23 protein-coding genes are annotated in these 22,442 nt (G+C 62.3%); all 23 read left to right on the top strand.

Features of this window, described 5'->3' with window-relative positions; translation table 11 throughout:
- Window positions 1-3: 3 nt before the first annotated feature.
- The 23 genes from ACMGG8_RS26345 to fliA all read left to right on the top strand — a co-directional run bounded on the left by ACMGG8_RS26345 (window position 4) and on the right by fliA (window position 22,379).
- Window positions 4-1,410: a sigma-54-dependent transcriptional regulator gene (locus ACMGG8_RS26345; RefSeq protein ID WP_414158701.1), complete on the top strand. Its 1,407-nt coding sequence runs from the start codon at window positions 4-6 to the stop codon at window positions 1,408-1,410.
- Window positions 1,411-1,539: 129 nt separating this feature from the next.
- Window positions 1,540-1,866, top strand: a complete 327-nt coding sequence (fliE, locus tag ACMGG8_RS26340; RefSeq protein ID WP_016963157.1) for a flagellar hook-basal body complex protein FliE — start codon at window positions 1,540-1,542, stop codon at window positions 1,864-1,866.
- 15 nt (window positions 1,867-1,881) lie between these two features.
- Window positions 1,882-3,669, top strand: coding sequence for a flagellar basal-body MS-ring/collar protein FliF (gene fliF, locus ACMGG8_RS26335; RefSeq protein ID WP_060838144.1), 1,788 nt, complete (start codon window positions 1,882-1,884; stop codon window positions 3,667-3,669).
- Complete coding sequence (gene fliG, locus ACMGG8_RS26330) at window positions 3,662-4,681, top strand: flagellar motor switch protein FliG (protein ID WP_011059975.1); 1,020 nt, start codon at window positions 3,662-3,664, stop codon at window positions 4,679-4,681. Before fliF ends, fliG begins: the two co-directional genes overlap by 8 nt.
- 9 nt (window positions 4,682-4,690) lie before the next feature.
- A complete protein-coding gene (fliH, locus tag ACMGG8_RS26325; RefSeq protein ID WP_414158700.1) occupies window positions 4,691-5,527 on the top strand; it encodes a flagellar assembly protein FliH in 837 nt (278 codons plus the stop codon).
- The gene (fliI, locus tag ACMGG8_RS26320; RefSeq protein ID WP_060838146.1) at window positions 5,517-6,875 is read left to right on the top strand and encodes a flagellar protein export ATPase FliI; all 1,359 of its coding nucleotides are present in this window, start codon (window positions 5,517-5,519) and stop codon (window positions 6,873-6,875) included. The genes fliH and fliI overlap by 11 nt, the downstream gene beginning before the upstream one ends.
- Window positions 6,876-6,881: 6 nt before the next feature.
- Window positions 6,882-7,331: a flagellar export protein FliJ gene (gene fliJ, locus ACMGG8_RS26315; RefSeq protein ID WP_016963162.1), complete on the top strand. Its 450-nt coding sequence runs from the start codon at window positions 6,882-6,884 to the stop codon at window positions 7,329-7,331.
- 87 nt (window positions 7,332-7,418) lie between these two features.
- Window positions 7,419-7,724, top strand: coding sequence for an STAS domain-containing protein (locus ACMGG8_RS26310; protein ID WP_011059979.1), 306 nt, complete (start codon window positions 7,419-7,421; stop codon window positions 7,722-7,724).
- Window positions 7,725-7,738: 14 nt separating this feature from the next.
- Entirely contained in the window at window positions 7,739-9,436 is a 1,698-nt protein-coding gene (locus tag ACMGG8_RS26305) for a SpoIIE family protein phosphatase (protein WP_414158699.1), read from the top strand.
- Between the two features lie 31 nt (window positions 9,437-9,467).
- Entirely contained in the window at window positions 9,468-9,812 is a 345-nt protein-coding gene (locus ACMGG8_RS26300; protein WP_060838147.1) for an Hpt domain-containing protein, read from the top strand.
- A 95-nt stretch (window positions 9,813-9,907) separates the two neighbouring features.
- The gene (locus ACMGG8_RS26295) at window positions 9,908-11,335 is read left to right on the top strand and encodes a flagellar hook-length control protein FliK (protein WP_414158698.1); all 1,428 of its coding nucleotides are present in this window, start codon (window positions 9,908-9,910) and stop codon (window positions 11,333-11,335) included.
- A gap of 153 nt (window positions 11,336-11,488) precedes the next feature.
- Entirely contained in the window at window positions 11,489-11,989 is a 501-nt protein-coding gene (gene fliL / locus ACMGG8_RS26290) for a flagellar basal body-associated protein FliL (RefSeq protein WP_060838149.1), read from the top strand.
- A gap of 9 nt (window positions 11,990-11,998) precedes the next feature.
- Window positions 11,999-12,967, top strand: coding sequence for a flagellar motor switch protein FliM (fliM, locus tag ACMGG8_RS26285; protein WP_011059984.1), 969 nt, complete (start codon window positions 11,999-12,001; stop codon window positions 12,965-12,967).
- Between the two features lie 55 nt (window positions 12,968-13,022).
- The gene (gene fliN, locus ACMGG8_RS26280; RefSeq protein WP_042940599.1) at window positions 13,023-13,484 is read left to right on the top strand and encodes a flagellar motor switch protein FliN; all 462 of its coding nucleotides are present in this window, start codon (window positions 13,023-13,025) and stop codon (window positions 13,482-13,484) included.
- Complete coding sequence (fliO, locus tag ACMGG8_RS26275) at window positions 13,485-13,922, top strand: flagellar biosynthetic protein FliO (protein ID WP_060838150.1); 438 nt, start codon at window positions 13,485-13,487, stop codon at window positions 13,920-13,922.
- Window positions 13,922-14,671: a flagellar type III secretion system pore protein FliP gene (gene fliP, locus ACMGG8_RS26270; protein ID WP_011059987.1), complete on the top strand. Its 750-nt coding sequence runs from the start codon at window positions 13,922-13,924 to the stop codon at window positions 14,669-14,671. Before fliO ends, fliP begins: the two co-directional genes overlap by 1 nt.
- A 24-nt stretch (window positions 14,672-14,695) precedes the next feature.
- Window positions 14,696-14,965, top strand: a complete 270-nt coding sequence (gene fliQ, locus ACMGG8_RS26265) for a flagellar biosynthesis protein FliQ (protein ID WP_011059988.1) — start codon at window positions 14,696-14,698, stop codon at window positions 14,963-14,965.
- Window positions 14,966-14,969: 4 nt separating this feature from the next.
- Entirely contained in the window at window positions 14,970-15,752 is a 783-nt protein-coding gene (fliR, locus tag ACMGG8_RS26260) for a flagellar biosynthetic protein FliR (protein WP_414158697.1), read from the top strand.
- A 3-nt stretch (window positions 15,753-15,755) separates the two neighbouring features.
- Window positions 15,756-16,931, top strand: a complete 1,176-nt coding sequence (gene flhB, locus ACMGG8_RS26255; RefSeq protein WP_414158696.1) for a flagellar biosynthesis protein FlhB — start codon at window positions 15,756-15,758, stop codon at window positions 16,929-16,931.
- A 298-nt stretch (window positions 16,932-17,229) separates the two neighbouring features.
- Window positions 17,230-19,359, top strand: a complete 2,130-nt coding sequence (gene flhA, locus ACMGG8_RS26250) for a flagellar biosynthesis protein FlhA (RefSeq protein ID WP_060842820.1) — start codon at window positions 17,230-17,232, stop codon at window positions 19,357-19,359.
- 11 nt (window positions 19,360-19,370) lie between these two features.
- Window positions 19,371-20,693, top strand: a complete 1,323-nt coding sequence (gene flhF, locus ACMGG8_RS26245; protein WP_060838154.1) for a flagellar biosynthesis protein FlhF — start codon at window positions 19,371-19,373, stop codon at window positions 20,691-20,693.
- Between the two features lie 118 nt (window positions 20,694-20,811).
- Complete coding sequence (gene fleN / locus ACMGG8_RS26240) at window positions 20,812-21,642, top strand: flagellar synthesis regulator FleN (protein ID WP_016963180.1); 831 nt, start codon at window positions 20,812-20,814, stop codon at window positions 21,640-21,642.
- Window positions 21,639-22,379: an RNA polymerase sigma factor FliA gene (gene fliA / locus ACMGG8_RS26235; RefSeq protein WP_011060003.1), complete on the top strand. Its 741-nt coding sequence runs from the start codon at window positions 21,639-21,641 to the stop codon at window positions 22,377-22,379. The genes fleN and fliA overlap by 4 nt, the downstream gene beginning before the upstream one ends.
- The last annotated feature ends 63 nt before the right edge of the window (window positions 22,380-22,442 follow it).

Below are 22,442 nucleotides of genomic sequence, written 5' to 3'. Positions count from 1 at the left end.
TTAATGGCAATCAAGGTTCTACTGGTTGAAGACGATCGTGCTTTGCGCGAGGCCCTGGCAGATACCCTGCTGCTGGCCGGTCATGACTACAAGGCGGTTGGCAGCGCGGAAGAGGCGCTGGAAGCGGTAGCCGTCGAGTCCTTCAGCCTGGTGGTCAGCGATGTGAACATGCCGGGTATGGATGGCCATCAGTTGCTGGGGCTGTTGCGTGCCCGGCAACCGCAATTGCCGGTGTTGCTGATGACCGCCCACGGCGCCGTCGAACGTGCCGTGGAGGCCATGCGCCAGGGGGCTGCCGATTATCTGGTCAAGCCCTTCGAGCCCAAGGCGTTGCTGGAGCTGGTGGCTCGTCATGCCCTGGGCTGCCTGGGGGTGGCTGATGGGGAAGGGCCGGTGGCTTTCGAGCCGGCCAGTGCCCAGTTGCTGGAGTTGGCCGCGCGCGTGGCTCGCAGTGATTCCACGGTGCTGATCTCCGGCGAGTCCGGCACTGGCAAGGAAGTGCTGGCGCGCTATATCCATCAGCATTCCCATCGGGCCAGCCAGCCGTTCATTGCCATCAACTGCGCAGCGATTCCCGACAACATGCTTGAAGCCACCCTGTTCGGGCATGAGAAAGGATCCTTTACCGGCGCCATTGCGGCCCAGCCCGGCAAGTTCGAGCAGGCCGATGGCGGCACCATTCTTCTGGATGAAATCTCCGAAATGCCCCTGGGGCTGCAGGCCAAGTTGCTGCGGGTCTTGCAGGAGCGCGAGGTGGAGCGGGTCGGCGCTCGCAAGCCCATCACCCTGGATATCCGGGTGGTGGCCACCACCAACCGCGATCTGGCGGGGGAGGTGGCGGCCGGGCGCTTCCGTGAGGATCTGTACTATCGCCTGTCGGTCTTTCCCCTGGCATGGCGCCCGTTGCGTGAGCGGACCGCCGATATCCTGCCGCTGGCCGAGCGATTGTTGGCCAAGCACGTCAATAAAATGAAGCATGCCGCCGCCAGACTCTCTGCCGAGGCTCAGGCCTGCCTGCTGGCCTATCCCTGGCCGGGCAACGTTCGCGAACTGGACAATGCCTTGCAGCGAGCCCTGATCCTGCAGCAAGGGGGGCTGATCCAGCCGGAGGACTTCTGTCTGGCTGGGCCGGTCGCCTGTGCGCCGCTGCCGGCCTTGCCGGTGGCCGGTCAGTCGGCGCCGCGCGGTCTGGTCAATGCCGGGGAGGGTGCGCCCCAGGAGTCGGGCGGCCTGGGCGACGATCTAAGGCGTCGGGAATTCCAGATGATCATCGATACCTTGCGTTCCGAGCGCGGGCGGCGCAAGGAGGCGGCGGAGCGATTGGGGATCAGTCCGCGCACCCTGCGTTACAAGTTGGCGCAGATGCGTGACGCCGGAATGGATGTCGAAGCCTATCTGTTTGCCACTTGATCGTTCATGGACGAAGCCTCGGACAGGCTTTTGTCGCGCAAGGCCATGGAGCTGGCACCCTTGTTGCTAACACCTCACTAACCGCACAGTGAGTGTCAAAAAATTGCGGGTCGTCAGAGAGAGTAGACCATGAGCCAAGGTGTTGAATTTAATCGGTTGATGCTGGATATGCGGGCCATGCAGATGGACGCGATGTCGCAGCCTAAATCCGCCGCAGTGGCAGAAGTCGGCGGCAGTAGCTTCGCTGACATGCTTGGTCAGGCCGTGAACAAGGTCAATGACACTCAGCAGGCTTCCAATCAGCTGGCCAGCGCTTTTGAAATTGGTAAAAGCGGCGTCGACCTGACTGACGTGATGATTTCCTCGCAAAAGGCCAGCGTGTCTTTTCAAGCTTTGACCCAGGTGCGCAACAAGCTGGTTCAAGCGTATCAAGACATCATGCAGATGCCGGTTTAAGGACGAGATTGAGTCATGGCAGAAGCAGTCGCCGATAACGTACCGGCCAAGGCCACCCCGATAGACGGTAAACCGCCGCTGTTCGGTCTGTCCTTCCTGGAAAACCTGTCCCAGATGACCATGCTGCGTCAGGTTGGCCTGTTGGTAGGCCTGGCCGCCAGCGTGGCGATCGGCTTTGCCGTGGTGCTGTGGTCGCAGCAGCCCGATTACCGGCCGCTGTATGGCAGCCTGGCCGGTATGGATGCCAAGCAGGTCATGGATACCCTGGCTTCTGCCGACATTCCTTACACCGTCGAGCCCAATTCCGGTGCCTTGCTGGTCAAGGCCGATGATCTGTCCCGAGCTCGCATGAAGCTGGCTGCCGCTGGCGTGGCGCCGGGAGACGGTAACGTCGGCTTCGAGATCCTCGATAAGGACCAGGGCCTGGGTACCAGCCAGTTCATGGAAGCGACCCGCTATCGTCGCGGCCTGGAAGGCGAGCTGGCCCGGACCATCTCCAGCCTGAACAACGTCAAGGGCGCCCGCGTGCACCTGGCGATTCCGAAAAGCTCGGTGTTCGTCCGCGACGAGCGCAAGCCCAGCGCATCGGTACTGGTAGAGCTGTACTCCGGTCGCTCTCTGGAGCCGGGTCAGGTCATGGCCATCGTCAACCTGGTGGCCACCAGCGTTCCTGAGCTGAGCAAGTCCCAAGTCACCGTGGTCGACCAGAAGGGCAACCTGCTCTCCGATCAGGCGGAAAACTCCGCATTGACCATGGCCGGCAAACAGTTCGATTACAGCCGTCGCCTGGAAAGCATGCTGACCCAGCGGGTGCACAACATTCTGCAGCCAGTGCTGGGCAACGATCGCTATAAGGCTGAAGTCTCGGCAGATGTCGACTTCAGCGCGGTGGAGTCCACTTCCGAGCAGTTCAACCCCGATCAGCCGGCCCTGCGCAGCGAGCAATCGGTCAACGAACAGCGCTCCAGCAGCAATGGCCCGCAAGGCGTGCCGGGTGCTCTGAGCAACCAACCGCCGTCACCGGCGTCGGCGCCGCAAACCACTGGGGGCGCGACTGCCTCTGCGGGCATGGTGCAACCCGGCCAGCCGCTGCTGGATGCCAATGGCCAACAGGTCATGGATCCGGCCACCGGTCAGCCGATGCTGGCACCTTACCCGGCGGACAAGCGTCAACAATCCACCAAGAACTTCGAGCTCGATCGCTCCATCAGCCACACCAAGCAGCAGCAGGGTCGGGTCAATCGCCTGTCGGTAGCGGTGGTGGTGGACGATCAGGTCAAGGTCAATCCGGCCAATGGCGAAACCACCCGTGCTCCCTGGAGCGCCGACGAATTGGCGCGGTTCACCCGACTGGTGCAGGACGCGGTAGGTTTCGACGCCAGCCGTGGCGACAGCGTCAGTGTGATCAACGTGCCATTCTCCGCCGAGCGTGGAGAAGCGGTCGCCGATATTCCGTTCTATTCGCAACCTTGGTTCTGGGACATCGTCAAGCAGGTCCTGGGCGTGCTGTTCATCCTGGTGCTGGTGTTCGGTGTCCTGCGTCCGGTGCTCAACAACATCACCGGCGGTGGCAAAGACAAGCAATTGGCAGGTCTTGGCAGTGATGTCGAGCTGGGCGGCATGGGCGGCCTGGATGGCGAGTTGGCCAACGATCGCGTCAGCCTCGGTGGTCCGCAAAGCATCCTGCTGCCGAGCCCGAGCGAGGGCTATGACGCTCAGTTGAACGCAATCAAGAGTCTGGTGGCTGAAGACCCGGGTCGTGTGGCTCAGGTCGTGAAAGAGTGGATTAACGCAGATGAGTGATAACCGAGCCGCTACCGCCAAACTGACCCGGGTCGACAAAGCCGCGATTCTGCTGCTGTCCCTGGGGTCCACCGATGCCGCGCAGGTGCTGCGCCACATGGGGCCCAAAGAGGTCCAGCGTGTGGGTGTGGCCATGGCGCAGATGGGCAACGTGCACCGCGAGCAGGTCGAGCAGGTGATGAGCGAGTTCGTCGACATCGTCGGCGATCAGACCAGCCTGGGCGTGGGCTCCGATGACTACGTGCGCAAAATGCTCACCCAGGCCCTGGGCGAAGACAAGGCCAACGGCCTGATCGACCGCATCCTGCTGGGTGGCAACACCAGCGGCCTGGACAGCCTGAAGTGGATGGAGCCCCGGGCCGTGGCGGACGTGATTCGTTACGAGCACCCGCAGATCCAGGCGATCGTCGTCGCCTATCTGGATCCGGATCAAGCCGGTGAAGTGCTGGGCAACTTCGACCACAAGGCGCGACTGGATATCATCTTGCGGGTTTCCTCGCTCAATACCGTGCAGCCGGCGGCGCTCAAAGAGCTGAACCAGATTCTCGAGAAGCAGTTCTCCGGTAACTCCAACGCCTCCCGTACCACTTTGGGCGGTATCAAGCGTGCGGCCGACATCATGAACTTCCTCGACAGCTCGATCGAAGGCCAGTTGATGGATTCGATCCGCGAAGTCGACGAAGACCTGTCCGGCCAGATCGAAGACCTGATGTTCGTGTTCAACAACCTGGCCGATGTCGACGATCGCGGCATTCAGGCGCTGTTGCGCGAAGTGTCTTCCGACGTGCTGGTGCTGGCCCTCAAGGGGTCGGACGAAGGGGTCAAGGAAAAGATCTTCAAGAACATGTCCAAACGTGCGGCGGAGCTGCTGCGCGACGATCTGGAAGCCAAGGGGCCGGTTCGCGTCAGCGACGTGGAAACGGCGCAGAAGGAAATCCTCACCATTGCCCGCCGTATGGCCGAAGCCGGAGAGATCGTTCTCGGCGGGAAGGGCGGCGAAGAAATGATCTAAGGTCGCTTTATGTCGTCCAGCAGTGATGAGTCCCACAGCGAACTGATTCGCGCCCGGGACGTCGAGGGTTTTGACGTCTGGGCGCTGCCCAGTTTCGATCCCGAGCCGCCCGAGCCCGAGCCGGAGCCTGAAGAGATTCCGGAAGAGATCGAGGAAGTGCCGCTGGAGGAAGTCCAGCCGCTGACCCTTGAAGAGCTCGAGAGCATTCGTCAGGAAGCCTATAACGAAGGTTTTGCCACCGGCGAGAAAGAAGGCTTCCACAGCACTACGCTCAAGGTCCGGCAGGAAGCTGAAGTCGCTCTGGTCGCCAAGTTGCAGGCCCTCGAGCAACTGATGGTCAACCTGTTCGAGCCGATTGCCGAGCAGGACATGCAGATCGAGAAAACCCTGGTGGAACTGGTCAAGCATGTCACCCGTGAGGTGATCCAGCGTGAATTGGCGATGGACTCCAGCCAGATCGAGCACGTCATGCGCGAAGCCCTCAAGCTGCTGCCCCTGGGTGTCGGCAATGTGCGTCTCTACGTCAATCCGCAGGACTTCGAGCAGGTCAAGAGCCTGCGCGAGCGGCATGAGGAAAGTTGGCGCATCGTCGAGGACGAGGCACTGCTGCCTGGCGGCTGTCGGGTCGAAACCGAGCACAGCCGCATCGATGCCAGTGTCGAAACCCGCATTACCCAAGCCATGGATCAATTGTTCGATCGGATGCACGAGCAGTCGCTGCACCCGGGCGCTGCGGACCTGAGCCTGGATCTGGGGCCGCGGACGCCGTCAGTGGCGAATATCGATCCCGAGCAATCTTTCGTCACCGAGCACCCCGAGCCTGCGGAAGCCGCTGATGCGCCTTGAACGCACCAGTTTCGGCAAGCGTCTGGGGAGCTACGCCGAGGCCGTCAAGCTGCCTGGTCAGCCCATCCTGGAGGGGCGTCTGCTGCGCATGGTCGGCCTGACCCTGGAAGCGGAAGGATTGCGTGCCGCCATGGGCACTCGTTGCCTGGTGATCAACGATGACAGCTATCACCCGGTCCAAGTCGAGGCCGAGGTCATGGGGTTCTCCGGAGGCAAGGTGTTCCTGATGCCGGTGGGCAGTGTCGCCGGGATTGCGCCGGGTGCCCGGGTGGTGCCTCAGGCCGACACCGGGCGCCTGCCCATGGGCATGAGCATGCTCGGGCGCGTGCTGGATGGCGCCGGTCGGGCGCTGGACGGCAAGGGCTCCATGCGCGCCGAAGACTGGGTGCCGATGGATGGTCCGACCATCAACCCCCTCAAGCGCGATCCCATCAGTCAGCCGCTGGATGTGGGGATTCGCAGCATCAACGGTTTATTGACGGTGGGGCGCGGCCAGCGTCTTGGCCTGTTCGCCGGTACCGGTGTGGGCAAGAGTGTGCTGCTGGGGATGATGACCCGCTTCACCGAGGCCGACATTATCGTGGTCGGGCTGATCGGTGAGCGGGGGCGTGAGGTCAAGGAGTTCATCGAACACATCCTGGGCGAAGAAGGTCTCAAGCGTTCGGTGGTGGTGGCTTCGCCGGCGGACGACGCGCCGCTGATGCGGTTACGAGCGGCAATGTACTGCACGCGGATCGCCGAATATTTTCGCGACAAGGGCAAGAATGTCCTGTTGCTGATGGATTCCCTGACTCGTTTCGCCCAGGCCCAGCGGGAAATCGCCCTGGCCATTGGCGAGCCGCCCGCTACCAAGGGTTATCCGCCTTCGGTGTTCGCCAAGCTGCCCAAGCTGGTGGAGCGGGCCGGTAACGCCGAGGCCGGCGGTGGTTCGATCACGGCCTTCTACACCGTGCTGTCGGAGGGCGATGACCAGCAGGATCCTATCGCCGACTCGGCCCGAGGCGTGCTCGACGGGCATATCGTGCTGTCCCGGCGCCTGGCGGAGGAAGGGCATTATCCCGCCATCGACATCGAAGCCTCCATCAGCCGGGTCATGCCGGCGGTGATCAGCCCCGACAACATGGCGCGGGCCCAGTACTTCAAGCAGTTGTGGTCGCGTTATCAGCAGGCGCGGGATCTGATCAGCGTCGGCGCCTACGTGGCAGGCGGTGATCGCGACACCGACACGGCGATTTCCCTGCAGCCGGCCATGGTTGCCTACCTGCGCCAGGGGCTGAACGACAACGTCAGCCTGGGCCACAGCCAAACCCATCTGGAGATGCTTTTCGCTCCGGCGGCGGGCGGTTAACCGGCCATGGCCGATAGCCGTGCGGCGCGCCTGGCGCCGGTGGTGGACATGGCTGAAAGCGCCGAGCGTACCGCTGCCCAGCGCTTGGAGTACTTCCATGGCCAGGTGCGCGTGGCCGAGAGCAAGCTGGGGGATCTGGAGCGCTTTCGCGGCGATTACCAGGAGCAGTGGGTCGAGCGCGGCAAGCTGGGCGTCAGCGGTCACTGGCTGATGAACTACCAGTACTTTCTCAGTCAGTTGGACACGGCGGTGGCCCAGCAGCGGCAAAGCCTGGCCTGGCATCAGAACAACCTCGATCGCGCGCGGGAGGCCTGGCAGCAGGCTTATGCCCGGGTGGAAGGGCTGCGCAAGCTGGTGCAGCGCTACATTGACGAGGCTCGGGCGCTTGAGGACAAGCGCGAACAGAAGTTGCTGGATGAACTTTCCCAGCGTCTGCCCCGTCAGAATCCCTACTGATTGCGCTCATTTTTCGTCTGCAGGTTGTTCGTCTGCCCGGTGGGTGCTAAACCTTTTAAACGTCGTCAATGACAAGGAAGCAGTCACATGTCGGTCGTTACAGAAATATCCCCGGACGGTCAGAAACTCACGATCTCCATCCGTGGGCGCTTTGATTTCGGGCGTCATCAGGAGTTTCGCGAATCCTATGAGCGGCTCAATCGGACGCCGGAGTCCATCGTGGTGGATCTCAAGGAAGCCACCTACCTCGACAGCTCTGCCCTGGGCATGCTGCTACTGCTGCGTGACCATGCCGGCGGTGACAATGCCGATGTCCGGGTGATCAACAGCAACTCGGATGTGCGCAAGATTCTCGCCATCTCCAATTTCGACAAGCTTTTCGATATCAGTTGAGCGGGCTGCGCTCGATGGCCGAGCCCCTGTGTGTGCTGATTGCCGAAGATGGCGCGGCGGACCGTCTGCTGCTGTCCGGCATTATCCGGCGCCAGGGGCATCAGGTACTGGTGGCCGGCAATGGCGCCGAGGCCCTGGCGCTGTTCGAGCAGCAGCGGCCACAGATCGTGCTGATGGATGCGCTGATGCCGGTGATGGACGGCTTCGAGGCGGCGCGGCGGATCAAGGCCCTGGCGGGCGAGACGCTGGTACCGATCATCTTTCTGACCTCCCTGAGTGAGAGCGAGGCGCTTGCCCGTTGTCTGGAGGCGGGCGGCGACGACTTTCTGGCCAAGCCTTACAACCCGGTGATCCTGGGCGCCAAGATCAACGCCATGGATCGATTGCGCCGCCTGCAGGAAACCGTGCTGGCCCAGCGCGATCAGATCACCCGTCACCACGATTACCTGCTCAACGAGCAGCGAGTGGCCAAGGCGGTGTTCGACAAGGTGGCCCACTCCGGCTGCCTGGACGCGCCGAACATCCGCTATCTGCAATCGCCTTATGCGCTGTTCAACGGCGATCTGTTGCTGGCGGCCTATACCCCGGCGGGGGACATGCATGTGCTGCTGGGGGATTTCACCGGGCACGGATTGCCTGCGGCCGTCGGGGCGATGCCTCTGGCCGAAGTGTTCTATGGCATGACCGCCAAGGGCTACGGTTTGCCGGAAACCCTGCGGGAGATGAACGCCAAGCTCAAGCGCATCCTGCCGGTGGACATGTTTTGTTGCGCGACCCTGTTGTGCCTGAGCTACCAGCGACGGTCGGTGGAGGTGTGGAACGGCGGCATGCCCGAGGGCTACCTGTATCGCCATGCCGGTGATGCGCGCACGCCACTGGTGGCGCGGCATCTGCCCCTTGGCATATTGAGTGCCGAGGCGTTCGAGGATCGTACCGAGGTGTTCTCCATGATGCCCGGAGATCGGGTGTTCCTGCTGTCCGACGGGGTGATCGACACCTGCAATGCCGAGGAGGAGCTGTTTGGCGTGGAACGACTGCATCGGGTGTTCGCCGCCAACCGCCAGCCGGAGCGACTGTTCGAGGAGGTCCAGCTGGCCCTGGAGAGCTTTGGCGGTAGTGCCCGGGACGATGTGAGCATGGTCGAGGTCGGGTTGCCGGAGTTTCCCAGGTTGACGCCGCCAGCCCCGGTGTACTCCGACAGCGGCCAGTCCTGTCCACTGGATTGGTCGTTGAGTTTCGAGTTTCGCGCGGCCACCCTCAAGCGCTTCAATCCGCTGCCATACCTATTGCAATTGCTGCTTGAAGTGCACGGCCTGCGCTCCCAGAGCGGGGCTCTTTACAGTGTCCTGGCCGAGCTCTATTCCAATGCTCTGGAGCATGGAGTGCTCAAGCTCGACTCCCGGCTCAAGCGCGATGCCGAGGGGTTTACCCGCTACTACCGCGAGCGTGCGACGCGGCTGGAGCAGTTGCAGGAAGGGTTTGTCCGGGTGCACCTGCAGGTACAGCCGCTGGAGGCGGGAGGGCGTCTGGTGGTGCGGGTCGAAGACAGTGGCGAGGGCTTTGATGTGGCGGCCGTTCTGGCCCGTCCCAACGATGCCGGACGGTTTTCTGGGCGTGGCGTCAGCCTGATCCGACAGATGAGCCGCGAGGCTCTGTGGTCGGACGATGGGCGCAGTGTCTGCGTGGAGTTTTCCTGGGACGCTCTGGCATAATCCCGAAGTTTCTTGATCAAGGAGTGAACAAGTGGCTGAGATCCATCTGGACCACACGGTGCTCAATGCATTGCAGGAAGTCATGGAGGATGAATACCCCGTCCTGCTGGACACGTTCGTCTGCGATTCCGAGGAGCGGGTGCGCTTGTTGCACCAGTCCGAGGACGCTCTGCAGCTGGTGGCCACCGCTCACAGCCTCAAGGGCAGCAGCAGCAACATGGGGGCCATCCGCCTGGCGGAACTCTGCCATGAGCTGGAGTTGCGGGCCGGGCAATCCGCCACTGACGGCATAGCCCGCCTGGTAGGGGAGATTGATGGCGAGTTCGCCATTGTCCGGCGCTTGTGCGAGCAGGAACTGCAGCGCTTTCACTGTTGAACAATATTTTTTCATCGGGTTGACGAAACTGGCTCGACCTTTGCAATCAAGTTTCCCGACTGTACCTACGATCCCCGTGCAGCGGAGACTGTCCCATGGCTGTTACCCCTAATACGCTTCTTCAGGCCACCGCTCAGGCCAGCGCTAAGTCCAAGACTCAAGCGACTCCTGCCAGCCCCCTGGCAAGCGTTGCCGAGCCTGGTGACAAGGCGTCCAGCTTCGCCCAGCTCTATGCCAAGGAGGCCCAGAGCCAGCCGCTGAGCAAGTCGCCAACCTTTGCCGACAACTCGCCCAGGCCGGTGCGTGACAAGGGCGCCGACAATAGTCCAAAGAAAGATGTCGCCAGCAATCAGTCTGCCGCGTCGCAGCCCGTGGTTGCCGATAGCGGCAAATCCTTGCCTGCCGACAAGTCGACGAGCAGCGACAGCAAAACGGCCAGCGCCGCCAGTGACGACAGTAAGCCGGCCGACAGCAAGTCGGCTGATAGCCAGTCGGTCGATAACTCCCAGGCCGATGCTTCGGTAAATCCGGCACCGCTGGACCCTGGTCTGTTGCCGGCCATCCAGCCCCAGCCTCAGGTCGCCGAAGTGCCGCCGGTGGCAGCGCCGCAACCTCAGGTTGAAGTGCCCGTGGTGGTGCCGGCAGTGGTGGCCGCGGCAGTGCCGGCGGTGGCCCCTGCGGCCGAGCCGCCCAAGGCCGTGTTCGACCCCGAGGCCGATCCTCTGGATGCCATGCCGGCAGTGCGCCTGGCCATGGAACAGGGCGGTCACGTCTCGGCTTCCAGTCAGGCTCAGCCCAAGGCCGCACCGGCGAGCGCCAATACCGAGGGTCAGTTGGCGTCGGTGCAGAACTTCGCCAATGCCATGGTCGGCATGTTGGAGCAGCAGGCCGGCAAAGGCGGTACTGAGCAAGGCGGTGAAAAGGCCTTCACCGGTCTGATTGCCGATGGCCTGAAAGACCTCAAGGGGGCTTCCAGCGATACCCGGGTGGATGATTTCGCCAATCGCCTGGCGGCTCTGACTCAGGCGGCAACGCCCAAGACCGCCAACGCGGTGCCGGTCAACCAGCCCCTGGCCATGCACCAGAGCGGCTGGACCGATGAAGTGGTCAACCGGGTGATGTACCTGTCCAGTGCCAACCTCAAGTCGGCGGACATCCAGTTGCAGCCTGCGGAGCTGGGGCGCCTGGATATTCGCGTGCACATGATCCCCGACCAGCAGACCCAGGTGACCTTCATGAGTGCCCATGCCGGCGTCCGCGAAGCCCTGGAGGGGCAGATGCACCGCATGCGGGACATGTTCAACCAGCAGGGGCTGGGGCAGGTGGACGTCAACGTATCCGATCAGTCCCGCGGCTGGCAGGGGCAGGAGCAGGCTCAGCAGGAACAGGCCCGTCGCAGTGGCTCCAGCACCCGTGGCACAAGCCTGGACGGTGGCGACGAAGAGTTGCCCCATGGCGTGGCTGAAGTGGCCGCGCCCGTGCAGACGGTCATTGGTACCAGCGCGGTCGACTATTACGCTTGATTGAGTGACAAAGGGGCCGTGACGATCCGCTCGCCATGGCCCTTGCTTCTCCCTCCCCGCAGCTCATCCCCGCATTCCAGACAAATCTGGCATAACACTTGCTCTTGCCTTGCCGTGCGACTGTGAACCCCCGAATAGTGACGGATTATTGGCATGGCGAAGAGCGAAGCAGCAGAGAAACCCACCGCAGGGAAAAGCAAACTCAAGCTTATCCTCTTGATTGTCCTGGCGTTGTTGCTGGCCATCGGCCTGTCGGTCGGCGCCACCTGGTATTTCATGCACAGCTCCCAGAGCAAGCCCGCCCCGGCCGCGGAAACCGCCAGCAATGTCAAGCCGGCGGCGATCTACGAGCCCATGGCTCCGGCCTTTGTCGCCAACTACACGCAGAATGGCCGGCAGCGCTACATGCAGGTGAGCATTACCCTGCTGGCGCGCAACCAGGCCGATCTGGATGCGCTGAAAGTGCACATGCCGGTGATCCGCAACAACCTGGTAATGCTTTTCTCCGGACAGAATTTCGACACCCTGGCGACTCCTGTCGGTCAGGAAATGCTCCGCCAGAAGGCTACGGCCAGCGTCCAGGAAGTGGCGCAGAAAGAGGTGGGCAAAGTGGTGGTCGAGCAGTTGCTCTTTACTAACTTCGTACTGCAGTAGGAACACGACATGGCCGTGCAGGACCTGCTGTCCCAGGATGAGATCGACGCACTGTTGCATGGTGTCGACGACGGTCTGGTACAGACCGAACACGCTGCCGAACCCGGCAGTGTCAAAAGCTACGACCTGACCAGCCAGGATCGCATCGTCCGCGGACGCATGCCGACCCTGGAAATGATCAACGAGCGTTTCGCCCGCTATACAAGGATCAGCATGTTCAACATGCTGCGTCGTTCCGCCGATGTGGCGGTAGGTGGCGTGCAGGTCATGAAGTTCGGTGAGTACGTGCACTCGCTGTACGTGCCCACCAGCCTCAACCTGGTGAAGATCAAGCCGCTGCGTGGCACGGCGCTGTTCATTCTCGATGCCAAGCTGGTGTTTAAGCTGGTGGACAACTTCTTCGGTGGCGACGGCCGTCACGCCAAGATCGAAGGGCGTGAATTCACCCCGACCGAGCTGCGGGTGGTGCGCATGGTGCTGGAGCAGGCCTTCGTCGATCTGAAGGAAGCCTGGCAGGCGATCATGCCGGTCAACTTCGAGTACATAAACTCCGAAGTGAACCCGGCCATGGCCAACATCGTCGGTCCCAGCGAGGCTATCGTGGTGTCGACCTTCCATATCGAACTCGATGGCGGTGGCGGCGACCTGCACGTGACCATGCCGTACTCGATGATCGAGCCGATCCGGGAAATGCTCGACGCCGGCTTCCAGTCCGACCTGGACGACCAGGACGAGCGCTGGAGCAAGGCCCTGCGCGAGGACGTGCTGGATGTGGCCGTACCGCTGAGCGCCACCGTGGCTCGTCGTCAGTTGCGCCTGCGGGACATCCTGCACATGCAGCCGGGCGATGTGATCCCGGTGGAGCTGCCGGAAGACATGATCATGCGCGCCAACGGCGTACCGTCGTTCAAGGTCAAGCTGGGTTCCCACAAGGGCAACCTGGCGCTGCAAGTGATCGAGCCGATCGAGCGCCGTTGAGCGGCGCTCCAACCTGTTTGCTGTTCAATGAATTTTTGCCCGTCGAGGACCCATGATGGCTGACGAAATTAACTCCCAGGACGACCAGGCACTGGCCGACGAATGGGCTGCTGCGCTGGAAGAAACCGGTGATGCCGGTCAAGCGGATATCGACGCTCTGTTGGCGGCCGATGCTGGGGCGGCGTCAAGTTCCGGGCGTTTGCAGATGGAAGAGTTCGGCAGCGTGCCCAAGAGTCACGAGCCGGTCACCCTGGATGGCCCCAACCTGGATGTGATTCTCGACATTCCGGTGTCGATCTCCATGGAAGTGGGCAGCACCGATATCAACATCCGCAACCTGTTGCAGCTCAACCAGGGTTCGGTGATCGAGCTTGACCGCCTGGCCGGCGAGCCGCTGGACGTGCTGGTCAACGGCACCCTGATCGCGCACGGTGAAGTGGTGGTGGTCAACGAAAAGTTCGGCATTCGCCTGACCGACGTGATCAGCCCCAGCGAACGCATCAAGAAGCTGCGCTAAGTGAACAAGCTGCCTGGCGTTGTGCTCGGTTTGCCTCTGAGCGCCCTGGCTGCGGAGCCGGTGGCGAGTGCCGCGGCTGCAGCGCCCGCGGTGGGCAGTGTCAGTGGCCAGCTGACCCAGCTGGTGCTGGGGTTGCTGCTGGTGATCGGGCTGATCTTCTTCCTCGCCTGGCTGTTGCGCCGGGTGCAGCAGGCCGGTCCTGCGGGCAAGGGCCAGGTGATCGAACTGATCGGCTCCCGCGCATTGGGGCCGCGGGATCGCCTGGTGCTGGTGCAGGTGGGCAATGAGCAGGTTCTGCTGGGCCTGACCCCGGGCACCATCACTGCTTTGCATGTACTCAAAGAGCCGGTGCAGGTGCCCAGTGCCGAGCAGGCGACGCCCGAGTTCGCCCAGCGCCTGATGGAGCTGTTGGGCAAGGATCAGAAGGATAAGAAGTAATGCCGTTGCGCATCATCTTGACGTTGGCACTGATGTTGGCGGCGCCACTGGCGCTGGCCGCCGACCCGTTGTCGATCCCGGCGATCACCCTTGGCACCAACGCCAGCGGCCAGCAGGAATACTCGGTCAGCCTGCAGATTCTGCTGATCATGACCGCGCTGAGCTTCATCCCGGCGTTCGTCATGCTGATGACCAGCTTCACCCGGATCATCATTGTCTTCTCGATCCTGCGTCAGGCTCTGGGCCTGCAGCAGACCCCATCGAACCAGATCCTTACCGGCATGGCGCTGTTCCTCACCATGTTCATCATGGCGCCGGTATTCGATCGGGTGAATCAGGATGCCTTGCAGCCCTACCTGGCGGAAAAACTCACCGCCCAGGATGCGGTGGCCAAGGCGCAGGTGCCGATCAAGGACTTCATGCTGGCACAGACCCGCAGCAGTGACCTGGAGCTGTTCATGCGCCTGTCCAAGCGCACCGACATCGCCAGTCCCGACCAGGCGCCGCTGACCATCCTGGTGCCGGCCTTCGTCACCTCCGAGCTCAAGACCGCGTTCCAGATCGGCTTCATGATCTTCATCCCGTTCCTGATCATCGACCTGGTGGTGGCCAGTGTGCTGATGGCGATGGGCATGATGATGCTCTCGCCGCTGATCATTTCCCTGCCGTTCAAGATCATGCTGTTCGTTCTGGTGGACGGCTGGGCATTGATCATCGGCACCTTGGCGGGCAGTTTCGGCGGTGTCTAAAACCTTGTTAGCGGGTACTCGACAATGACTCCTGAAGTCGCGGTAGACCTGTTTCGCGAAGCGCTCTGGCTGACCACCATGATGGTGGCGGTGCTGGTGGTGCCCAGCCTGCTGGTGGGCTTGATGGTGGCCATGTTCCAGGCGGCCACCCAGATCAACGAGCAGACCCTGAGCTTTCTGCCGCGCCTGCTGGTGATGCTGGTGACCCTGATCGTCGCCGGCCCCTGGCTGGTGCAAACCTTCATGGAATACATCCGTCAGTTGTACGGCAGTATTCCTCAGCTGATCGGCTGAGCCGATGTCCCTGCTGGCGTTGACCGACACCCAGATCAGTACCTGGGTGGCGAGCTTCATGCTGCCGCTGTTCCGGGTCACTTCGCTGCTGATGGTGATGCCGATCTTCGGTACCACCCTGGTGCCGCGTCGCGTGCGTCTGTACTTCGCCCTGGCGATTACCGTGGTCATCGCTCCGGGCCTGCCGCCCATGCCCGAGGTGCATGCCCTGGACCTCAGCGGCCTGCTGCTGATTGCCGAGCAGATCCTGATCGGCGCGGTGCTGGGCTTCTCGCTGCAGTTGTTCTTCCAGTCCTTCGTGGTTGCTGGGCAGATCGTGGCGATCCAGATGGGCATGGGCTTCGCCTCCATGGTCGACCCCACCAACGGCGTGTCGGTGGCGGTGATCGGGCAGTTCTTCACCATGCTGGTGAGCTTGCTGTTCCTGGCCATGAACGGCCATCTGGTGGTGTTCGAGGTGCTCACCGAGAGCTTTACCACGTTGCCTGTGGGAGGCGGCCTGATGGTCAATCACTACTGGGAGCTGGCGGGCAAGCTGGGTTGGGTGCTGGGAGCGGCGCTGCTGCTGGTGCTGCCGGCGATCACGGCCCTGCTGGTGGTCAACATCGCCTTTGGCGTGATGACCCGGGCGGCGCCGCAGTTGAACATCTTCTCCATCGGTTTCCCGCTGACCCTGGTGCTGGGCATGGCCATCGTCTGGATCAGCCTGGCCGACATTCTCAACCAGTATCAACCGCTGGCCTCCGATGCCCTGCAGTTCTTACGCGAACTGGCAAAGGCGCGCTGAGCCATGGCCGAGAGCGAAAGCGGTCAGGACAAGACAGAAGACCCCACGGAGAAGCGCAAGAAGGACTCCCGGGAAAAGGGCGAGATCGCCCGTTCCAAGGAGCTCAATACCCTGGCGATCATGTTGGCGGGGGCCGGCGGTCTGCTGGTGTATGGCGGTGGCCTGGCCCAGGACCTGCTGGAAATCATGCGCCTGAATTTTTCCTTGCCCCGGGAGGTGCTGCTCAGTCCGGGAGCCATGGGGCAGTACCTGCTGCACTCGGGCAAGATCGCCATCCTGGCGGTGCAGCCGGTGCTTTTGACTTTGCTGCTGGCGGCCATCATCGGTCCGATTTCCCTGGGGGGCTGGCTGTTCGCGGGCAAGAGCCTGGCGCCCAAGTTCAGTCGGATGAATCCGGCCGCCGGCCTCAAGCGGATGTTTGCCTTCTCGGCGGTGATCGAATTGATCAAGGCCCTGGCCAAGTTCGGCCTGGTGCTGTTCGTGGCGCTTTCGGTGTTGTCGTCGGACATTGACGACCTGCTGCGGATCGCCCACGAACCCCTTGAGCTGGCGATCATCCACAGCGTCCAGGTGGTGGGCTGGAGCACCTTGTGGATGGCGTGCGGGCTGATCCTGATCGCCGCGGTGGATGTGCCGGTGCAGATGTATCAGGCCCACAAGAAACTGCTGATGACCAAGCAGGAAGTGCGTGACGAGCACAAGGATCAGGAGGGGCGGCCCGAGGTCAAGCAGCGGATTCGCCAGACTCAGCGCGAGATGTCCCAGCGGCGGATGATGGCCGCGATTCCCGAGGCCGACGTGGTCATCACCAACCCGACCCACTACGCCGTGGCTCTCAAGTACGACGCCGAGAAGGGCGGGGCGCCAGTGCTGCTGGCCAAGGGAAGCGATTTTCTGGCCTTGAAGATCCGCGAAATTGCCGTGGCCCATGAAGTGATGCTGCTGGAATCCCCGGCGCTGGCGCGTTCGATCTACTACTCCACCGAACTTGAGGAAGAGATCCCTGCGGGCCTGTACCTGGCGGTGGCTCAGGTCCTGGCCTACGTCTACCAGATCCGCCAGCATCGCGCGGGCAAGGGCAAGCGCCCCGATCCGCTCAAGGACCTGCCGATTCCGCCAGACTTGCGGCGTGACACGTCCGGCAAGCAATCCCCCGGCGGCCCGGTGGAGCCTCTCTAGGTACGGGTATCCAGGGGCGGGCATCGACCGGGCGCGGCTTTATCGGCGAACGGGACCTGATTCAGTCAGAAAAATGGCTAATTGCCATTATCTGGCCTTGTAACCCTGGCTCCTGCAGCTGACCTGCGTCGTCCCTCTTGCCCACGAGGGCGGCCTCGCGATCTTGTCCATCGACACCCGGATTCCTTCAGGTTCAGGGCGCGATCACGCTCTGCGGCAAAGTTGGAAGGCTTCTTGCAGTAGCAGCCCCGTGCCGCTTCAGGCGTCAAAAGTTTGCTTTACGGAACGGGGTAAATCGGTGGATCGCTCTCAGTTAATCAGCACGGCTCGCAGTAACCTGGCTGACCTCGGTCGAGGCAACCTGGGTGTACCGGTGCTGCTGTTGGTCATGCTGGCCATGATGATGCTGCCGGTGCCGGCGTTCCTGCTGGACGTGTTTTTCACCTTCAACATCGCCCTGTCGATCGTGGTCCTGCTGGTTTGCGTGTATGCCCTGCGGCCGTTGGACTTTGCCGTGTTCCCCACCATCCTGCTGGTGGCCACGCTGTTGCGCCTGGCGCTCAACGTGGCCTCGACCCGGGTGGTCATGCTTCACGGCCAGGAGGGCCATGCCGCCGCCGGTAAGGTGATCCAGGCCTTCGGTGAGGTGGTGATCGGCGGCAACTACGTGGTCGGTATCGTGGTCTTCGCGATCCTCATGATCATCAACTTCGTGGTCGTGACCAAGGGTGCCGGACGGATCTCCGAGGTGAGCGCACGCTTCACCCTGGATGCCATGCCCGGTAAGCAGATGGCCATCGACGCTGACTTGAACGCCGGCCTGATCGACCAGAACCAGGCCAAGCTGCGCCGTCTGGAAGTGGCCCAGGAGGCCGAGTTCTACGGCTCCATGGACGGTGCCAGCAAGTTCGTCCGCGGTGACGCCATCGCCGGTCTGCTGATTCTCTTCATCAACCTGATTGGCGGCATGGCGGTCGGTATCTTCCAGCACAACATGAGCTTTGCCGATGCCGGCAAGGTCTACGCCTTGCTGACCATCGGTGACGGTTTGGTGGCGCAATTGCCATCGCTGTTGCTGTCCACCGCGGCGGCCATCATGGTCACCCGGGCTTCGGGTTCCGAAGAAATGGGCAAGCAGATCAACCGGCAGATGTTCGCTTCGCCCAAGGCGCTGGCGGTGGCGGCGGGGTTGATGGCGGTGATGGGGCTGGTGCCGGGCATGCCGCACTTCTCCTTCCTGAGCCTGGCGGCGGTGGCCGGCGGCGCGGCGTATCTGGTCTGGAGAAAGCAGAATCTGGTCAAGGTCAAGGCGCAGGAAGAGATCCAGCGTCAGCAGGACCTGCTGCCGTCTCCGGCCCGGGCCATGGAAACCAAGGAGCTGGGCTGGGACGACGTGACTCCGATCGACATGATCGGCCTGGAAGTGGGTTATCGCCTGATTCCCCTGGTGGATCGCAACCAGGGTGGGCAGTTGCTGGCGCGGATCAAGGGGGTGCGCAAGAAGCTCTCCCAGGACCTGGGTTTCCTCATGCCCACCGTGCATATCCGCGACAACCTGGACCTGGCGCCCAGCGCCTATCGCCTGACGCTGATGGGGGTGATCCTGGCCGAGGCCGAGATCTACCCGGATCGCGAGCTGGCGATCAACCCGGGGCAGGTCTACGGCACCCTCAACGGCATTTCCGCCCGGGATCCGGCCTTCGGCCTGGAGGCGGTGTGGATCGAGATCAGCCAGCGGCCCCAGGCGCAGTCCCTGGGCTACACCGTGGTGGACGCCAGTACCGTGGTCGCCACCCACTTGAACCAGATTCTCTACAAGCACTCCAGCGAGCTGATCGGTCACGAGGAAGTGCAGCAACTGATGCAACTGCTGGCCAAGAGTTCGCCAAAGCTGGCGGAAGAACTGGTGCCGGGGGTGCTGTCGCTGTCACAACTGCTCAAGGTGTTGCAGGCGCTGCTGGCCGAACAGGTGCCGGTGCGGGACATCCGCAGCATCGCCGAGGCCATCGCCAACAATGCCGCCAAGAGTCAAGATACTGCCGCTTTGGTCGCGGCGGTTCGCGTCGGACTGTCTCGTGCAATCGTCCAAAGCATTGTAGGCACTGAGTCTGAGCTGCCTGTGATCACCTTGGAGCCAAGGTTGGAACAAATTTTGCTCAGCAGTTTGCAGAAGGCAGGACAAGGCCAGGAAGAAGGCGTTCTGCTGGAGCCAAGCATGGCTGAGAAGCTGCAACGTTCGCTGATCGAAGCGGCGCAGCGTCAAGAGATGCAAGGTCAACCGGTGATTCTGTTGGTAGCGGGTCCGGTCCGCGCCATGCTTTCGCGGTTCGGGCGTCTCGCCGTTCCAGGTTTGCATGTGCTGGCGTACCAGGAAATTCCCGACAACAAGCAAGTGACCATCGTTGCGACAGTAGGGCCCAACGGCTGAGGTAGTGGGTTATGCAAGTTAAGCGTTTTTTCGCCGCCGATATGCGTCAGGCCATGAAACTGGTTCGTGATGAGTTGGGCGCTGAAGCTGCCATCATCGGAAACCGGCGGATTGCTGGCGGGGTCGAGCTGACGGCTGCCCTGGATTACAAGTTGTCGGCCCTGTCGCCACGGGTTCCGAACATGGAGCTTGAGGACGAGCTGCGCAAGACTCAGTCGCGGATCGTCACCGCCCAGGCCGAACTGAGCCTGCGGGGCGAGGGCGACAACGCCTCGATCACCAATCGCCAGCTGTTCGCCGGCCTGCCGCTGACCGCTGCCGAACCGCTGATCGAGCCGACCCTGACCGAGCGTCCGCGTCCGGCCCCGGCGCCAGTCGCACCGGCTGCGGATTCCCGCGCGCTGGACTCGATGCGTTTCGAGCTCAACGGCCTGCGCGAGCTGCTGGAAGTGCAGCTCGGTTCCCTGGCCTGGAGCCAATTGCAGGGCAGTCGCCCGGAGCAGGCCAACCTCTGGCGCCGTCTGCAGCGCATCGGCCTGTCCGGTCCGCTGGCCCGTGATCTGCTGGCATTGATCACCGATATCGACGAGCCGCGTCAGGCCTGGCGCATGCTGCTGGCGCACCTGGCGCGGATGATCCTGACGCCGGAAGTCGAGCCCCTGGAAGAAGGTGGCGTAATCGCCATGGTCGGCCCCGCCGGCATGGGCAAGACCACCACCCTGGCCAAGCTGGCCGCACGCTATGTACTCAAGTACGGCGCACAGAACATTGCCCTGGTCAGCATGGACAGCTTCCGTATCGGCGCCCAGGAGCAGCTCAAGACGTTGGGGCGTATCCTCAATGTCTCGGTGACCCATGTCGATCCTGGCCAATCCCTGGCCCAGGCGCTGGACCCGCTGCTGCGCAAGCGCGTGGTGCTGATCGACACCGCCGGCCTGCAGGCCAGCGATCCGGCATTGCGCATGCAGCTGGAAAGCCTGGCCGGTCGCGGGATCCGCGCGAAGAACTATCTGGTGCTGGCGACCACCAGCCAGAAGCAGGTGCTGACCGCCGCCTACCACAGCTACAAGCGCTGCGGTCTGGCCGGTTGCATCCTGACTAAACTGGATGAAACAGCCAGTCTTGGCGAGGTCTTGAGCCTGGCCATCAGTCATGAATTGCCGGTCGCCTATCTGACCGACGGCCCGCGGATTCCTGACGATTTGCACCTGCCTCGCCGGCATCAGTTGGTGAGCCGCGCAGTGAGCGTGCAGATGCAGGAAGAGCCCAGCGAAGAAGCCATGGCCGACATGTTCGCTGACCTCTACCACAGCCCGACCAAGCGGGTCGGCTGAGTTAGACATGAAAAGATTGCAGTGTATCTACATCGATGGTCTGCCATGCATTGTTCCAACGGTGAACGCGCAGCCAGTTATGTGGCCCCGTCTAAGTAAGACAAGGTAAAGAAAGAACATGGGCAGCATGCATCCCGTACAGGTGATTGCGGTGACCGGCGGCAAGGGTGGCGTCGGCAAGACTAATGTGTCAGTGAACTTGTCCCTGGCTCTGGCTGAGCTCGGCCGGCGGGTCTTGCTGCTGGACGCCGACTTGGGACTGGCCAACGTCGATGTCCTGCTGGGCCTGACACCCAAGCGCACCCTGGCGGATGTCATCGAAGGGCGCTGTGAGTTGCGCGATGTGCTGCTCCAGGGCCCCGGCGGTATCCGTATCGTCCCGGCCGCCTCCGGCACCCAAAGCATGGTGCACCTGAGTCCCGCCCAGCATGCCGGCCTGATCCAGGCCTTCAGCGACATCGGCGACAACCTCGATGTGCTGGTGATCGATACCGCTGCGGGTATTGGTGACTCGGTAGTCAGTTTTGTACGCGCGGCCCAGGAAGTGTTGCTGGTGGTCTGCGACGAACCGACTTCGATCACCGATGCCTATGCGTTGATCAAGTTGCTCAACCGCGACTACGGCATGAACCGTTTCCGGGTCCTGGCCAACATGGCCCAAAGCCCTCAGGAAGGGCGCAACCTGTTTGCAAAATTGACCAAGGTCACGGATCGCTTTCTGGACGTGGCCTTACAATACGTCGGCGCAGTTCCCTACGACGAAAGCGTGCGCAAGGCCGTGCAAAAGCAGCGTGCGGTCTATGAAGCCTTTCCTCGTTCGAAGTGTGCATTGGCGTTCAAGGCCATCGCGCAAAAAGTCGATACCTGGCCGTTGCCGGCGAACCCACGCGGGCATCTGGAGTTTTTTGTCGAGCGCCTAGTGCATCAAACAGCGGGACCGGTGCTATGACTGCCAGCGGCTACAACCTCTACAAGAAGTCGGCACGTGACAGCCAATATGAATTGATCGAGCGCTACGCGCCTCTGGTCAAGCGCATTGCCTATCACTTGCTGGCGCGGTTGCCGGCCAGTGTTCAGGTGGAAGACCTGATTCAGGCCGGGATGATCGGTTTGCTCGAAGTGTCGACCAAGTACGACGCGAGCAAGGGGGCGAGTTTCGAAACCTATGCGGGTATCCGTATCCGAGGGGCGATGCTCGACGAGGTTCGCAAAGGCGACTGGGCACCGCGTTCGGTGCACCGTAATACACGCATGGTCAGCGATGCCATTCGTGCAATTGAAGCTAAAACCGGTCGTGACGCTAAAGATCACGAAGTTGCGGCCGAACTTCAATTGAGTCTCGACGATTATTACGGGATTTTGAACGACACCTTGGGCAGCCGCCTGTTCAGTTTCGACGACCTGTTGCAGGACGGCGAACATGAAGGGCTGCATGAGGATGGCGCCAGTGCTCATCTCGAGCCGTCACGGGACCTGGAGGATGAACGCTTCCAGGCTGCCTTGGCGGATGCGATTGCCAATTTGCCGGAGCGCGAGCGACTGGTGTTGGCGCTGTACTACGACGAAGAACTGAATCTCAAGGAAATCGGTGAGGTCCTGGGGGTCAGCGAATCGCGGGTCAGCCAGTTACACAGCCAGTGCGCGGCCCGTTTGCGGGGGCGTTTGGGGGAGTGGCGAGCGCGCTGACAGGCAGTGTGGGGACACTGCGATCGGGACCGGTAAGGCAAGCGCTGCGCCGGTCTTGCAGTA

The sequence above is a fragment of the Pseudomonas sp. BNK-45 genome (genome assembly GCF_047456255.1).
Lineage (GTDB): Bacteria > Pseudomonadota > Gammaproteobacteria > Pseudomonadales > Pseudomonadaceae > Aquipseudomonas.
This window is presented reverse-complemented; position numbering and strand designations above follow the sequence as displayed.

Coding starts and splice junctions, on each gene's coding strand:
- ACMGG8_RS26345 (WP_414158701.1), top strand. CDS start 4: ATGGCAATCAAGGTTCTACTGGTTGAAGACGATCGTGCTTTGCGCGAG.
- fliE (WP_016963157.1), top strand. CDS start 1,540: ATGAGCCAAGGTGTTGAATTTAATCGGTTGATGCTGGATATGCGGGCC.
- fliF (WP_060838144.1), top strand. CDS start 1,882: ATGGCAGAAGCAGTCGCCGATAACGTACCGGCCAAGGCCACCCCGATA.
- fliG (WP_011059975.1), top strand. CDS start 3,662: ATGAGTGATAACCGAGCCGCTACCGCCAAACTGACCCGGGTCGACAAA.
- fliH (WP_414158700.1), top strand. CDS start 4,691: ATGTCGTCCAGCAGTGATGAGTCCCACAGCGAACTGATTCGCGCCCGG.
- fliI (WP_060838146.1), top strand. CDS start 5,517: ATGCGCCTTGAACGCACCAGTTTCGGCAAGCGTCTGGGGAGCTACGCC.
- fliJ (WP_016963162.1), top strand. CDS start 6,882: ATGGCCGATAGCCGTGCGGCGCGCCTGGCGCCGGTGGTGGACATGGCT.
- ACMGG8_RS26310 (WP_011059979.1), top strand. CDS start 7,419: ATGTCGGTCGTTACAGAAATATCCCCGGACGGTCAGAAACTCACGATC.
- ACMGG8_RS26305 (WP_414158699.1), top strand. CDS start 7,739: ATGGCCGAGCCCCTGTGTGTGCTGATTGCCGAAGATGGCGCGGCGGAC.
- ACMGG8_RS26295 (WP_414158698.1), top strand. CDS start 9,908: ATGGCTGTTACCCCTAATACGCTTCTTCAGGCCACCGCTCAGGCCAGC.
- fliL (WP_060838149.1), top strand. CDS start 11,489: ATGGCGAAGAGCGAAGCAGCAGAGAAACCCACCGCAGGGAAAAGCAAA.
- fliM (WP_011059984.1), top strand. CDS start 11,999: ATGGCCGTGCAGGACCTGCTGTCCCAGGATGAGATCGACGCACTGTTG.
- fliN (WP_042940599.1), top strand. CDS start 13,023: ATGGCTGACGAAATTAACTCCCAGGACGACCAGGCACTGGCCGACGAA.
- fliP (WP_011059987.1), top strand. CDS start 13,922: ATGCCGTTGCGCATCATCTTGACGTTGGCACTGATGTTGGCGGCGCCA.
- fliQ (WP_011059988.1), top strand. CDS start 14,696: ATGACTCCTGAAGTCGCGGTAGACCTGTTTCGCGAAGCGCTCTGGCTG.
- fliR (WP_414158697.1), top strand. CDS start 14,970: ATGTCCCTGCTGGCGTTGACCGACACCCAGATCAGTACCTGGGTGGCG.
- flhB (WP_414158696.1), top strand. CDS start 15,756: ATGGCCGAGAGCGAAAGCGGTCAGGACAAGACAGAAGACCCCACGGAG.
- flhF (WP_060838154.1), top strand. CDS start 19,371: ATGCAAGTTAAGCGTTTTTTCGCCGCCGATATGCGTCAGGCCATGAAA.
- fleN (WP_016963180.1), top strand. CDS start 20,812: ATGGGCAGCATGCATCCCGTACAGGTGATTGCGGTGACCGGCGGCAAG.
- fliA (WP_011060003.1), top strand. CDS start 21,639: ATGACTGCCAGCGGCTACAACCTCTACAAGAAGTCGGCACGTGACAGC.